The 14,263-nt window shown below is 59.9% G+C and carries 11 protein-coding genes; 6 read left to right on the forward strand and 5 right to left on the reverse strand.

Annotation, left to right across the window (positions count from 1 at the left end; translation table 11 throughout):
• Complete coding sequence (gene gyrB, locus ACIPZC_RS00540; protein ID WP_241806868.1) at positions 1–2,421, forward strand: DNA topoisomerase (ATP-hydrolyzing) subunit B; 2,421 nt, start codon at positions 1–3, stop codon at positions 2,419–2,421.
• A gap of 55 nt (positions 2,422–2,476) precedes the next feature.
• Here the strand turns inward: gyrB and ACIPZC_RS00545 are convergent, their stop codons facing one another.
• From ACIPZC_RS00545 to ACIPZC_RS00555, 3 genes are all read right to left on the reverse strand, one after another.
• Positions 2,477–3,754 (reverse strand): DUF2254 domain-containing protein, encoded by a 1,278-nt coding sequence (locus ACIPZC_RS00545; protein WP_400624059.1) that lies wholly within the window; start codon positions 3,752–3,754, stop codon positions 2,477–2,479.
• A 115-nt stretch (positions 3,755–3,869) separates the two neighbouring features.
• Complete coding sequence (locus ACIPZC_RS00550) at positions 3,870–4,262, reverse strand: RcnB family protein (RefSeq protein ID WP_267819906.1); 393 nt, start codon at positions 4,260–4,262, stop codon at positions 3,870–3,872.
• 134 nt (positions 4,263–4,396) lie between these two features.
• Positions 4,397–5,701: a sigma-54 interaction domain-containing protein gene (locus ACIPZC_RS00555; protein ID WP_400624064.1), complete on the reverse strand. Its 1,305-nt coding sequence runs from the start codon at positions 5,699–5,701 to the stop codon at positions 4,397–4,399.
• 223 nt (positions 5,702–5,924) lie between these two features.
• Here ACIPZC_RS00555 and ACIPZC_RS00560 point away from each other — a divergent pair, with 223 nt between their 5' ends.
• The 3 genes from ACIPZC_RS00560 to ACIPZC_RS00570 are packed head-to-tail and all read left to right on the forward strand — an operon-like array spanning position 5,925 to position 8,934.
• Positions 5,925–6,809 (forward strand): MBL fold metallo-hydrolase, encoded by an 885-nt coding sequence (locus tag ACIPZC_RS00560; protein ID WP_400624067.1) that lies wholly within the window; start codon positions 5,925–5,927, stop codon positions 6,807–6,809.
• 38 nt (positions 6,810–6,847) lie between these two features.
• A complete protein-coding gene (locus tag ACIPZC_RS00565; RefSeq protein ID WP_400624070.1) occupies positions 6,848–8,119 on the forward strand; it encodes an FAD/NAD(P)-binding oxidoreductase in 1,272 nt (423 codons plus the stop codon).
• Positions 8,116–8,934, forward strand: coding sequence for a sulfite exporter TauE/SafE family protein (locus ACIPZC_RS00570; RefSeq protein ID WP_400624073.1), 819 nt, complete (start codon positions 8,116–8,118; stop codon positions 8,932–8,934). Before ACIPZC_RS00565 ends, ACIPZC_RS00570 begins: the two co-directional genes overlap by 4 nt.
• On the opposite strand, the gene ACIPZC_RS00575 is transcribed toward ACIPZC_RS00570, so the two are convergent.
• Entirely contained in the window at positions 8,923–9,810 is an 888-nt protein-coding gene (locus ACIPZC_RS00575) for a LysR family transcriptional regulator (RefSeq protein ID WP_241806657.1), read from the reverse strand. The genes ACIPZC_RS00570 and ACIPZC_RS00575 overlap by 12 nt on opposite strands.
• 126 nt (positions 9,811–9,936) lie before the next feature.
• Between ACIPZC_RS00575 and ACIPZC_RS00580 the strand changes: the two genes are divergently transcribed.
• Positions 9,937–11,583 carry a GMC family oxidoreductase gene (locus ACIPZC_RS00580; RefSeq protein WP_400624077.1) on the forward strand — a complete coding sequence of 549 codons (1,647 nt, stop codon included), beginning with the start codon at positions 9,937–9,939 and terminating at the stop codon, positions 11,581–11,583.
• A 97-nt stretch (positions 11,584–11,680) separates the two neighbouring features.
• A complete protein-coding gene (locus ACIPZC_RS00585; RefSeq protein WP_400624079.1) occupies positions 11,681–13,300 on the forward strand; it encodes an MFS transporter in 1,620 nt (539 codons plus the stop codon).
• A gap of 177 nt (positions 13,301–13,477) precedes the next feature.
• Here ACIPZC_RS00585 and ACIPZC_RS00590 read toward each other — a convergent pair whose 3' ends face one another.
• Positions 13,478–14,248, reverse strand: a complete 771-nt coding sequence (locus ACIPZC_RS00590; RefSeq protein WP_241806660.1) for a 1-acyl-sn-glycerol-3-phosphate acyltransferase — start codon at positions 14,246–14,248, stop codon at positions 13,478–13,480.
• Positions 14,249–14,263: the final 15 nt, after the last annotated feature.

Genomic DNA, 14,263 nt, shown 5'->3' on the forward strand with positions numbered 1-14,263 from the left:
ATGAGCGAAAATCAAACGTACGACTCCTCAAGCATCAAGGTGCTGAAAGGTTTGGATGCCGTGCGCAAGCGTCCCGGCATGTACATTGGCGACACCGATGACGGTAGCGGCCTGCACCACATGGTCTTCGAAGTGGTCGACAACTCGATCGACGAAGCCCTCGCCGGGCACTGCGATGACATTACCGTCATTATCCACCCGGACGAATCGATTAGTGTGCGCGACAACGGTCGCGGCATTCCGGTCGACGTGCATAAAGAAGAAGGCGTCTCTGCAGCCGAGGTCATCATGACCGTGCTGCACGCCGGCGGTAAATTTGATGATAACTCCTACAAGGTTTCCGGCGGTCTGCACGGTGTAGGTGTTTCGGTCGTAAACGCCCTGTCTGAAAAACTGGTGCTAACCGTTCGCCGTAGCGGCAAGATCTGGGAACAGACCTACGTTCATGGCGTTCCACAGGCGCCGATGGCCGTTGTGGGCGAAAGCGAAACTACCGGCACCCACATTCACTTCAAGCCTTCCGCTGAGACCTTCAAGAACATTCACTTCAGCTGGGATATCCTGGCCAAGCGTATTCGTGAGTTGTCGTTCCTGAACTCGGGCGTTGGCATCCTGTTGAAAGACGAACGCTCGGGCAAAGAAGAGTTCTTCAAATATGAAGGCGGCCTGCGTGCATTCGTTGAATACCTGAACACCAACAAGACGCCGGTCAACTCCCAGGTGTTCCATTTCAACGTCCAACGTGACGATGGCGTAGGTGTTGAAGTCGCCCTGCAGTGGAACGACAGCTTCAACGAAAACCTGCTGTGCTTCACCAACAACATTCCACAGCGCGATGGCGGTACCCATCTTGTTGGTTTCCGCTCCTCGCTGACCCGTAGCCTTAACAACTACATCGAGCAGGAAGGCCTGGCCAAGAAGAACAAGGTTTCCACCACCGGTGACGACGCTCGTGAAGGCCTGACTGCGATCATTTCGGTCAAGGTACCGGATCCGAAGTTCAGCTCCCAGACCAAGGACAAGCTGGTCTCCTCGGAGGTGAAAACCGCCGTGGAACAGGAAATGAACAAGTACTTCGCCGACTTCCTGTTGGAGAACCCCAACGAAGCCAAAGCGGTCGTCGGCAAGATGATCGATGCTGCCCGTGCCCGTGAAGCGGCGCGCAAAGCGCGTGAAATGACTCGCCGTAAGGGCGCGCTGGATATCGCCGGCTTGCCGGGCAAACTGGCGGACTGCCAAGAGAAGGACCCTGCCCTTTCCGAACTGTACCTGGTGGAGGGTGACTCCGCAGGTGGCTCAGCCAAACAAGGTCGTAACCGTCGTACCCAGGCGATCCTGCCGCTCAAGGGCAAGATTCTCAACGTCGAGAAAGCACGTTTCGACAAGATGATCTCCTCCCAGGAAGTGGGCACACTGATCACCGCGCTGGGCTGTGGCATCGGCCGCGAAGAGTACAACATCGACAAGCTGCGCTATCACAACATCATCATCATGACCGATGCTGACGTTGACGGTTCGCACATCCGCACCCTGCTGCTGACCTTCTTCTTCCGTCAGCTGCCAGAGCTGGTCGAGCGTGGCTACATCTACATTGCCCAGCCACCGCTGTACAAGGTGAAGAGAGGCAAGCAGGAGCAGTACATCAAGGACGACGAGGCCATGGAAGAATACATGACCCAGTCGGCCCTCGAAGATGCCAGCCTGCACCTGGATGAATCTGCGCCAGCCGTTTCCGGTGTTCAGCTGGAGGTTTTGGTCAACGAGTTCCGTAGTGTAATGAAGACGCTCAAGCGTTTGTCTCGCTTGTACCCGGAAGAGTTGACCGAGCACTTCATCTACCTGCCGGAAGTTACCCTTGAGCAATTGGGCGACCATGCCGTCATGGAGAACTGGTTGGCCAAACTGCAGGAGCGCCTGAGCAATAGCCAGAAGTCTGGCCTGGTATACAAGGCCACCCTGCGCGAGGACAAGGAGCGCAATGTGTGGCTGCCAGAAGTGGAAATCACCTCGCACGGCCTGGCCAGCTACATCACCTTCAACCGCGATTTCTTCGGCAGCAACGACTACCGCACGGTGGTCAACATAGGTTCCAAGTTGTCGAGCCTGCTGGGTGAAGGTGCTTATGTACAGCGTGGTGAGCGTCGCAAGGCGATCGTCGAGTTCAAGGAAGGCCTGGATTGGCTGATGAACGAGACCACCAAGCGTCACACCATCCAGCGATACAAAGGGCTGGGTGAGATGAACCCGGATCAGTTGTGGGAAACCACCATGGACCCAACTGTACGGCGCATGCTCAAGGTCACCATCGAAGACGCGATTGCCGCCGATCAGATCTTCAACACCTTGATGGGCGATGCGGTTGAGCCTCGCCGTGACTTCATCGAAAGCAACGCGCTGTCGGTTTCGAACCTGGACTTCTGATCAGGTTGTTCTCAACAAAAAGCCCGCGTAAGCGGGCTTTTTGCTTTGGGCGTGTTCAATCAAGCTTCCTGAGTTTCAGGTGAACCGCCCTCAGCTGATCCTTTTCATGCGCGAGTGTGAGTGAAGCATCTGCACGCATCACAAGCTGGTCGCCATGCCTGATGCAACTCTGCCCGAAAAGCGCGGGGTTTATCTGGGCCAGGCTGACCAGGGCCTTGAGCAATCGAAGGTCGACTTCTAACAGAGCGGCGCCGTCTCTGCTGATAGGGGCAAAGAAATCGTCGAACAGATCATCCACCGTCAATGCTCGCAGGTGAACCCACTCGCAGCTTGTTCCCTGCTCCGGCTCGTAAACGTGGGCCTTCCCCCAGTGCGTCAATGTCCTCAGGCCCCGGCCAATCACATCGATAGCGGTGCCCGGATCATTGACCGCCGGCGACAGCGCGCGGGAAGCGATCTCCGATAGCACGCATAGCCCAAACCTCGGGTCATGCTCAAAGGTCCTTCGGGTGCCTAGGGTCAGCGTCGCCAGCAGGTCGTTGAGGCTTTGCTCATCAGGGTGTTCGCCACTCAATGGTACAACGCGAGCCACCGGCATACCGACGTGCACAAAACTCCCTGGGAGGACTTCCATATAAATCCGGACCTGGAGCGCTTTGGAAATGGCACCCAAGGCTTGCACATCGATATGTTGGATGTAGCCCGTCTGGTTGCTGCCAACTGTTTGCGCGGACAGCGGAAGTACAAGATCCATCGGGTACGCTGAGCCACCCAGATAGGGCCAGCGTGCGCGATGTGCTATGGCATCCATCGCTGCTTTTTCCACACGGTCAATGGTTTCTCCGACCCGTCCCAGTTTGGAAAGGTGATCGATCCAGCGCAGCAGTGTGTAAATGATCAGCGTCACGACAGCTAGCGTCACCGCAAAAAGCACGACACGCCCCTGGCTGCCATAGAGGCCGGTACTCAGTGCGATGATGCCAACCAGGCTGAAGAGAAACGACCCGATGAATGTGGCCAGGGCGTTCTGGGTAGTGGTGTCCTCCATGACGAGGGTCGTGGCCCGAGGTGTCACTCCGCTACTGGCGGCCCCGTAAGCGGTGACCATCGTGCTCAATGAGAAGGTGGTGACAGCCAGCATGCTGGAGGCAATGATCCCGAGAATCTTGTCCACAGCATCTGCGCCGATGCGTGTTGGCAAGGTGTGCGGGATGAAATCTCTGAACACGATGGCAAGCAACGCAGTCGCTACACCTAGAAGGGAGAACAGCGTGGCTCTGAACCAGAGTCGCTTGGTAAGTTGTCCCGCTACCCAACGCCAACGCGCAATCATGTGCAGTACCTTCAAAAGACTGGTCGAATAGTTATCAGACTAGAGGTTTCAATCCAGAATCCGGCAAAAAACCCGCGCAAGCGGGTTTTTATGGTGAGCTGTTGGTTTCTACGCCTTAGTAGCCGCTGAGGATGCTAACGATCACCCCGGAAGCAATGGCCACCAATACGTAGTCGCCGTTGACGTACAGCCAACGGTGATCGCGTGGCGGTGGGGATAGATGCCGGGCTCGCCAGTCGGTCACCCAGTAGCGGTCGTTGCGATAGTGCGGGTCTACCACATGGCCACGCTGCCATTGCTGGTGAGGTATCGGCATCCCCGGTTGTGGATGGAAGTCTGGATTACGGTAGGAGTGAGCCTGGCCGTTGCCGGGTTTGCCATGTTGTTGCGGGTGGCCCTGATGCGAGCGGTCGCCATCGTGCCCCTGAGGCGGGCCGGGTTGGGCGAAGCTGGCCAGTGGTGCGCTGAACATCAAGGCAGCGCAGAGCACGGATAGGGTTTTTTTCATCGTATCTCGATCCTTTGCATGTACACGTCCGGCGGGCTTCAACGAGACGCCGATTACGGTTAATGCTTCAGACCGTCGTTCGAGATGAGTAATCCCTGGCCAGAGGTAAAGGTCCGGTAAAGTATCGCTTGGCCTTAAGCCGGGTTCAGCCCCAGCGCTTTCAAGCGCCGATACAGCGTACGTTCACTCATGCCCAGGTGGCGCGCCAGCTCGCTGCGGGGGCCCGGAAACTGTTCCAGCGCCTGCGCCAGATCACCCAGGTCGCTGCGAGCGCGCCTCTTTTTCTCACCGGATGCGATTGGCGGGCCGACATCTTCCGGCAGATGTTCAGGCCGTATCAGCCCGTCATCGGCAAACAGGCGCGCCCTTTCCAGGATATTGCGCAGCTCGCGGATATTGCCTGGGAACCTATGCAGGGCCAATTGCTGAAGCGCAGCGTCGCTAAGACTGGCGGCAGGTTGGCCTGCCGTGCGTTGCAGCAGGCTCTGCGCAAGCAGCGGCAGATCCTCTACGCGTTCGCGCAAGGCGGGCAGGCGGATCGGAAAGCCACTGATGCGGTAATACAGGTCTTCGCGGAACGTACCCTCTGCAACCATCTGCTTGAGCGGTTTGTGTGTTGCAGACACCAGTCGGAAATCCGCGTGCACGGTACGCAGGCTACCGACTGGGCGGAAACTGCCGGATTCGATCAGGCGCAGCAATTTGACCTGCATCGCCAGTGGCACCTCGCCAATCTCATCGAGGAACAGCGTGCCGCCATGGGCCGCTTCAGCCAGGCCGATCTTGCGCTGGTTGGCACCGGTAAAGGCTCCCTTCTCATAGCCGAACAGTTCGCTTTCAAACAGTGACTCGGTCAAACCGGTGCAGTCGACCACCACCAACGGGCCATTGGCCCGTGGGCTGCCCATATGGATCGCCCGGGCGAAAAGCTCTTTGCCTGTTCCGGATTCACCCTGCAGCAACACTGGGATCTGCGCGGGTGCCGCACGTTGCAGGCTGGCCAGCGCCGTTTTGAACGCTGGCGCCCGCCCGACCAAGCCCTGTTGTTGGGGTTGCGCCGAGGCCAGCGTGACCGTGGTCAGCCGTTCCACGAAGGCGACCACCCTGCCCTGCTCATCGAGGATCGGCCGCAGTTCCACATCCACATGCTCAGGCCCGCGCGGGGTGTGATGAATGTGCAGTACCCGTTCCGGCAGCTTGCTGTCCCAGGCCTTGCGCATGGGGCAATGCTCGCCGGCCTGGTCGCAAGGCACGGCATAGTGATGGGAAACCCGGTGGCACTTCTCACCCAGTGGCGCACGGTCGTCACGGCCGAACTGGCGGCGATAGGCGGCATTGGCTGCGAGGATGTTGTAGTCGGTGTCCAACACGATGGTAGGCAACGCATCGTGTTCGAGGTAGGAAACCAGAGCTAGGATGAGGGGATGGGATTCAGGCATGACGGCACCGATGGGCTAAGCCGTTGAGGGTAACAAGGTCTGCCAAACACTGCCATTGGCTGACAGTCGACTGCCAGCGCAGCTGACAGACCGGCCTGCCTCGCGCCGTCAGGGTTCGATTTTACGGGTGTTGGCATGGCCTGAACCCCTGGCATGCATCTTGATAAACCACCCGTAACTGCCTACGCCTCTAAATGGCGGGGTGGATTATTTGGAGACCGTGATGATCATCGGCAATAACCTTCAGGTGGACGCTTTTTTCGACGACGCCACCTCGACCATCAGCTACCTGGTGCTGGACCGTGAGACCAACCAGTGTGCGGTGATTGACAGCGTACTGGACTATGACCCCAAGTCAGGCCGTACCTGCACCGCCTCTGCTGACCGCCTGATTGATCGGGTTCACAGCCTTGGTGCCAAGGTGCAGTGGATTCTGGAAACCCATGTACACGCCGACCACCTTTCAGCCGCGGCGTATCTCAAGGAAAAGCTCGGCGGCCACACCGCCATTGGCGGCCAGATCACCAAGGTACAGAAAGTCTTCGGTGACTTGTTCAACGCCGAGCCCGGCTTTGCCCGTGATGGCAGCCAGTTCGATGTGTTGCTCATGGACGAGGAAGGCTTTCGCATAGGCAACCTGCACGCCCGCTCGCTGCATACGCCTGGGCATACCCCCGCTTGCATGAGTTACCTGGTAGAGGATGCCGGCGAAAAAGCGCTGTTCGTGGGCGACACCCTGTTCATGCCTGACTACGGTACCGCGCGCTGTGATTTTCCTGGCGCTGACGCTCGCACCCTGTACCAATCCATCCGCCGCCTGTTGGCTTTCCCTGACCAGACCCTACTGTTCATGTGCCATGACTACCTGCCGGGCGGGCGCGAGATGCGCTATGTCACCACCGTGGCTGAGCAGCGCGCCAGCAACATTCATGTCCACCAGGGCATTGATGAGGACAGCTTTGTCGCCATGCGTGAGGCGCGTGACAAGACCCTCGAAATGCCCGTGCTGATCCTGCCGTCGGTGCAGGTCAACATGCGCAGTGGCCATTTCCCACAACCGGAATCCAACGGCGTGAGCTACCTGAAGATCCCGTTGAACAAGCTCTGACAGCCTCCCCCATCATTGGATTTTCCAGGATTTACGCCATGCCTGCCTTGTTGTCCCCTACTGATTCTTACCACCACAAGGTGGTCATCGTCGGTGCCGGTGCTGCCGGAATCGCCACTGCTTCCAGCCTCATCAGCCGCGACCCGTCACTGGATATCGCGGTGGTCGACCCTGCCGACATTCATTACTACCAGCCCGGCTGGACCATGGTCGGTGCCGGTGTGTTCAAGGCGCCGAGCACCGCACGTACCATGGCCTCGACCATTCCCCGTGGCGTGCGCTGGATCAGGGCGCGCGTGCAGGGGTTCGACCCGCAGGCCCAGTTGGTCATGCTCGAAGAGGGTCGCACCATCAGCTATGAACAGTTGGTGGTCTGCCCTGGCCTCAAGCTCGATTGGGCTGCCATTGACGGGCTCAGTGAGACCCTGGGGCGCAACGGCGTTACCTCCAACTACCGCTACGACCTGGCACCCTACACCTGGGAGCTTGTGCAGAACCTGAAGCAAGGCCGTGCCCTGTTCACTCAGCCACCGATGCCGATCAAGTGCGCCGGTGCGCCGCAAAAAGCGCTGTACCTGTCCTGCGACCACTGGCTGCGCCAGGGGCGGCTGGGCGATGTCAAAGCCTGCTTCTTCAATGCCGGTGCTGTGCTGTTCGGTGTGCCCGATTACGTACCGGCCCTGATGGCCTACATCGACAAGTACGGTGTAGACCTCAATTACAGCCACCGTCTGGTGGCAGTGGATGGCCCCAACAAGTGTGCCACCTTTGTCCGCACCTTGGCCGATGGCAGCACTGAAACCCGCACTGAAGCCTTCGATATGCTGCATGTGGTGCCGCCGCAGGTTGCCCCGGACTTCATTCGTCAAAGCCCATTGGCCGATGCCGCTGGCTGGGTCGATGTGGACCCGCATACCCTGCGTCATCGCCAGTTTGCCAACGTCCATGCACTGGGCGATGTGGCCGGCACCAGCAACGCCAAGACCGCAGCCGCCGCGCGCAAGCAGGCGCCGGTGGTTGCCAACAACGTGCTGGTGGCGTTAGGCAGGCTGGCTGACCTTGCTCAGTACGATGGCTATGGCTCCTGCCCGTTGACGGTCGAGCGCGGCAAGATCGTGCTTGCCGAGTTCACCTATGGCGGCAAGGTCGCGCCGAGCTTTCCGCGCTGGCTGCTGGATGGACGCCAGCCGACGCGCCTGGCTTGGCTGCTCAAGGCGCGAGTGCTGCCGCCGCTGTACTGGCAAGGCATGCTCAAGGGGCGGGAGTGGTTGGCGCGGCCCAAGCTGCTGGCTGCCGAGGCAGCCCAGTGATCGAGCATCAACTGTTCGGTGCCGGGCTGGGCGCGATCATCGGTGCAGTGCTGGCGTTGACTGGGGCAGGGGGCGGCATCCTGGCTGTGCCGCTGCTGGTGTTCGGTCTTGGCCTGTCTATGGCCGAAGCTGCGCCGATTGGCCTTCTTGCTGTAGGTCTTGCCGCTGGCGTAGGGGCGATCCTCGGCTTGCGCCAAGGGCTGGTGCGTTACCGCGCCGCGCTGTTCATCGCCCTGATCGGCATCGTCGCTGCACCGCTCGGGCTGATGCTCGCTCATCGTCTGCCCGATACCCCCTTGGCCCTGGTGTTCGCCGGCGTGCTGGTTTACGCATGCCTGCGCATCTGGCGCAAGGCTGCCAGTGAGCTGCGTGGCGAGACCAACGGTGCGCACCGTTTCATCGAGCCGTGCTTGCTCAACCCGCTGCAGGGCCGTTTGCGCTGGACACTGCCCTGCGCGCGGGCGCTGGCCATCACCGGAGCACTCTCTGGATTGTTGTCCGGCTTGTTGGGGGTGGGGGGTGGCTTCGTGATCATCCCTGCCTTGAACCGCTACACCAACCTGCGCATGAAGAGCATCGTTTCGACCTCGCTGGCGGTGATCGCCCTGGTGTCCACTGGTAGCGTGGTCAGCGCCAGCCTGGCTGGGGTGATGCACTGGCAGGTCGGCGCACCTTTTGCCGTGGGGGCGGTGCTTGGCCTGCTGTTGGCGCGGCCACTGGCAACCCGGCTGGCCGGGCCTCGCCTGCAGCAGCTGTTCTCGGTGGTCGGCTTCGGGGCTGCCCTGCTGTTGGCCGGTAAGGCGCTACTCGGCTAGCAGCTCGGCCTGCTCCTGCGCGCACAGCGCCAGCAGGTAATCCCAGACCACCCGCAGGCGTACCGACTTGTGCAACTCACGCCGGGTGCATATCCAGTAGCTGCGCTGGATGGTTTCGCTGGGTAGTACCCGTACCAGTGTCGGGTCGTGGCGGGCCATGTAATTGGGCAGCACTGCGATGCCCAGGCCGGCGCGCGCAGCGGCTTGCTGGGCGATCACGCTGGTGCTGCGAAAGGCCACATTGGGCATCCGGCAGAAGCTGTTGAGAAACAGCAGCTCCTGGCTGAACAGCAGGTCGTCGACGTAGCCGATCCAGCTGTGCCGGGCCAGGTCTTCACGGTTGCGTAAAGGCGGGGCGCGGTCCAGGTAAGCCTGGCTGGCATACAAGGCTAGGCGGTAGTCTGTGAGTTTGCGGGTGATCAGCAGGTCGGCACTGGGGCGCTCCAGGTGAATGCTGATTTCCGCTTCGCGGTTGAGGATGCTGACGAAGCGAGGCACGGCCACAAGCTCCACTTCCAGGCCCGGATACCGTTCGAACAGCGCGTTCATGCGTGGGGTGAAGAACATGATGCCGATGCCTTCGGTGACCCCAAGGCGAATCTTGCCCAGCGGCGTGATCGCCTGGGTGATTTCTTCCTGCGCCAGCAACGCGACGTTCTCCATGGCCTCTGCGTGCTTGAGCAACGCCTGGCCGGAGGGGGTCAATTCATACCCCTGCGCGTGTTGCACGAACAGTGGCGTGCCCAGGCATTTCTCGATGCTTTCGATATGCCGAGCAACCGTGCTGTGGGTCGTGTTGAGACGCTTGGCAGCGCTGAGCAGGCGGCCACTGCGCTGCAACTCGAGGAAAAACCGCAGATCATTCCAGTCGAACATGCATCCTTTCCCTGTTTGTCGCTGTGCTAAAACGCACAACGGCTGCGCGAAATCTCGTGTTTCCTCAGCGAAATTAATCAATAAGATGTACGACGACAAGAATAAAAATCAGGCGCGAGGTTGCACATGCCATCAGCCGATTCTGTCTTCGACTACGTCATCGTAGGTGCCGGCCCTGCCGGTTGCCTGCTGGCCAATCGTTTGTCCGCCGACCCGTCCTGCCGCGTCTTGCTGCTGGAGGCTGGGGGCCGCGACAATTACCCCTGGATTCACATCCCCGTCGGTTATCTCTACTGCATCGGCAACCCCCGCACTGACTGGTGCTTCAAGACCGAAGCGCAGATCGGCCTGGATGGTCGCAGCCTGGGTTATCCCCGGGGCAAGGTGCTGGGGGGCTGCTCATCGATCAACGGCATGATCTACATGCGTGGCCAGGCTGCGGACTATGATCATTGGGCCGAACAGGGCAACGACGGCTGGGCCTGGAAGGATGTGCTGCCGCTGTTCAAGGCCAGCGAGAATCATTTTGCAGGCAGCAGTGATCACCATGGCGCCACGGGCGAATGGCGGGTGGAGCGCCAGCGCTACAGCTGGCCGATCCTCGATGCATTCCGAGACGCTGCCGAACAGAGCGGTATCGCCAAGGTCGATGATTTCAATACCGGCGACAACCAAGGCTGTGGATACTTTCAGGTCAACCAGCGCAGCGGTGTGCGCTGGAACGCATCGAAGGCGTTCTTACGGCCTGTGCATAACCGTTCCAACCTCACCGTGTTGACCAGCGTCCAGGTTGACCAAGTACTGCTGAACAATACCCGCGCCCGTGCAGTGAAAGCATTTTGGCGCGGCGCCTGGCACGAGTTCGCGGCGCGCCGCGAGATCATCCTGTGCGCAGGGGCGGTGGGTTCGCCCGGCATTCTGCAGCGCTCCGGCATTGGCCCGCGCAGGTTGCTGGAAACGCTCGGCATCGGTGTACGGCACGACATGCCCGGTGTCGGTGGCAACCTGCAGGACCACCTGCAATTGCGCCTGATCTATCAGATCCGCAATACCAGAACGCTCAACCAGATGGCCAACAGCCTGTGGGGCAAGATGGGCATGGGCCTGCGCTATCTCTACGACCGCAGTGGCCCGCTGGCCATGGCCCCGAGCCAGCTCGGGGCGTTCGTACGCTCCAGCCCCGAGCAGCGCACCGCCAACCTGCAATACCACATACAACCGCTGTCGCTGGAACGCTTCGGCGAGCCGCTGCACCGCTTTCCAGCCTTCACCGCTTCGGTTTGCAACCTGCGCCCGGTTAGCCGTGGGCGCATCGACATCCGTAGCTCGGACATGAACAGCGCGCCACTGATCGACCCCAACTACCTCAATGACCCTCAAGACCTGCGCGTTGCCGCCGAGGCCATTCGTATCACACGCCGCATCGTCCAGGCCCCTGCCCTCGCCGCTTTCGAGCCGCAGGAATACCTGCCAGGCCCTGCCCTGCAGACCGAGGAGCAGCTGTTCGAAGCGGCAGGCAAGATCGGCACCACCATCTTCCACCCAGTCGGGACCTGCCGCATGGGCAACGGCCCCCTGGACGTTGTGGATAACCAGCTGCGGGTGCACGGCATCCCCGGCCTGCGCGTCGCGGATGCTTCCATCATGCCGCAGATCACCTCTGGCAATACCTGTTCACCCACCCTGATGATCGCCGAAAAGGCGGCCCAACTCATTCTCAAGGGAGCTGCGACGCAAACCTGCCTGAACGAAGACGCGTTACCGACGCCCTGACCCGGGTGCGTGCAGTACCGGCAGCTTGCGGTCAGAAGCTGCCGACAGTGGAACAACAAGAATAATCACTGTGGCCTGCGGGCCGAGGACAGCAACGATGTCGGATTACATCCAAGAACAGGGGGCGACGGCGAGCAGCCCAAGCCGTCGTGAAGAACGCAAGATCATTTTCGCGTCATCCCTCGGGACGGTTTTCGAGTGGTATGACTTTTTTCTCTACGGTGCGCTGGCGGCAGTGATCAGCAAGCAGTTCTTCGCTGGCGTCAACGACACCACCGCTTTCATCTTTGCCCTGATGGCATTCGCCGCCGGTTTCCTGGTACGGCCCTTTGGCGCGCTGGTGTTTGGCCGGCTGGGTGACATGATCGGGCGAAAATACACCTTCCTGATCACCATCGTGCTGATGGGGCTATCCACGTTTGCCGTTGGCTTGCTGCCCACCTATGCAAGTATCGGCATTGCCGCGCCGATCATTCTGGTGGTGTTGCGCATGCTGCAGGGGCTGGCGCTGGGGGGCGAGTATGGTGGCGCGGCGACCTATGTGGCCGAACACGCACCGCCCGGCAAGCGAGGCTTGCACACAGGCTTCATCCAGTCCACTGCCACCCTCGGGCTGCTGTTGTCATTGCTGGTGGTGCTGGGCAGCCGCTACATCAGCGGCGATCAGTTCGAGACCTGGGGCTGGCGCTTGCCGTTCCTGCTGTCGATCGTGCTGCTGGGCATCTCCACCTGGATCCGCATGAGCATGCACGAGTCGCCGGCCTTCGTGAAAATGAAGGCCCAGGGCAAGGTCAGCAAGTCGCCAATCCGCGAGTCGTTCACCTCCTGGCCAAACCTCAAAGTGGTGCTTACCGCACTGTTCAGCATCAACGCCGGCCAGGCCGTGACGTTCTACACGGCGCAGTTCTATGTGCTGTTCTTCATGACCCAGATGCTCAAGATGGATCCTTCCCAGGCCAACACCTTGCTCATCATCAGTGTGGTGATCGGTGCGCCGTTCTTTGTGTTTTTTGGCTGGCTGTCCGACCGCATCGGCCGCAAGCCTATCCTGATGCTCGGCCTGTTGCTGGCCACGGTGTTGTACTTCCCGCTGTTCAAGGCGCTGAGCCACTACGCCAACCCGCAGATCGATGCAGCGAGCCGTCAGGCGCCGATCGTGGTCACCGCTGACCCGCAAGGTTGTACCTTCCAGTTCGACCCAGTCGGCAAGGCGCGTTTCGACAGCCCGTGCGACAAGGTCAAGACCTTCCTGGTCAAACAGGGCCTGCCTTACAGCTCGGTGAATGTCGCGGGCAGCCAAGTGGTCGTGAACATTGGCGACAAGACCATCAACGGTTTTGACGAATCAGCCATGCGCAACGCCATCGAGCAAGCAGGCTACCCAGCCAAGGCAGACCCCTCGCAGGTCAACCAGGTGATGGTAGTGGTGCTGATCGTTGCAATGATCCTGATCGCAACCATGACCTATGGGCCGCTGGCGGCAGTCATGGTGGAGCTGTTCCCGACGCGCATCCGCTACACCTCGATGTCGCTGCCCTATCACATTGGCAATGGCTGGTTCGGCGGTTTCCTGCCCACGGTTTCGTTCGCGCTGGTGGTGTACACCGGGGATATCTTCTACGGCTTGTGGTACCCGGTGCTGGTAACCGGGGTCAGCCTGGTGGTGGGCATCTTCTGCCTGAAAGAAACCAGGGACGTGGATATCGACAAGGTCTGATGATGTCTTGAAGCCATAAAAAAACCGGCTGTAAAAGCCGGTTTTCTTATGCCTCAAAAAAACTTATGCACGATTTTCAGGAAAATGTCATACACAAAAATATATAGCTAATTCATAGGCTTAGCTATCGAGTGAGGCATTTCGTCGAAAAATTGCTAACAAGTTATCCACAGATCGTCAGGCGATCTGCTCGTGCGGTTTTTCATCCACCGGTGGCAACGAACCCAAGCGCCGCTGAGTCGCTTCGTTCCACGCTGCGGCACGGTCATTGAGCTCTGCAATGGCACGCGGGCCGGTGCCATTGGCATACATCGGCTCCCCGATCACCACCTCGATGGTGCCGGAGCGCTTGCCCCACCCTGACTTGGGCCAGTACTTGCCGGCGTTATGCGCGATCGGCAGCACTGGCAGCCCGGCATTTACCGCCAGCGCGGTACCGCCACGGGAAAACTTGCCCACGGTGCCAAAGGGTACCCGAGTACCTTCCGGGAAGATCAGCACCCAGACCTTCTGCTTGAGCAACTCGTCACCCTTGCTCGCCACCTGGCGCAACGCTTCCTTGGGGTTGTCGCGGTTGATCGCGATCGGCCGCAGCATGGCCATGGCCCAGCCAAAGAACGGCACGTACAGCAGTTCACGCTTGAGCACTTGGCTCAATGGCGAGAAATAGGCTGACAGGAAGAACGTTTCCCAGGTGCTCTGGTGGTTGGACAGGATCACACAGGGTTCCTTGGGCACATTCTCGGCACCGGTGACCTTGTAGTGGATACCCAGGATCACCCGCGCCAGCAGCACGGCAAAACGGCACCAGTAGACGTTGATGAAGCGGTAGCGCTTATGAAACGGCAAAAATGGCGCGATAAAAAAGCTCAGCGAGCACCACAGCAGCGAGCTGGTGCCCAGCAGCAGGTAAAAAAGAAAGATTCTGATCGCCTGCAGGATCGACATAGTGGCATGTACCGT

It is taken from the genome of Pseudomonas sp. NPDC089743, from assembly GCF_044748785.1.
Taxonomy (GTDB): domain Bacteria; phylum Pseudomonadota; class Gammaproteobacteria; order Pseudomonadales; family Pseudomonadaceae; genus Aquipseudomonas; species Aquipseudomonas putida_X.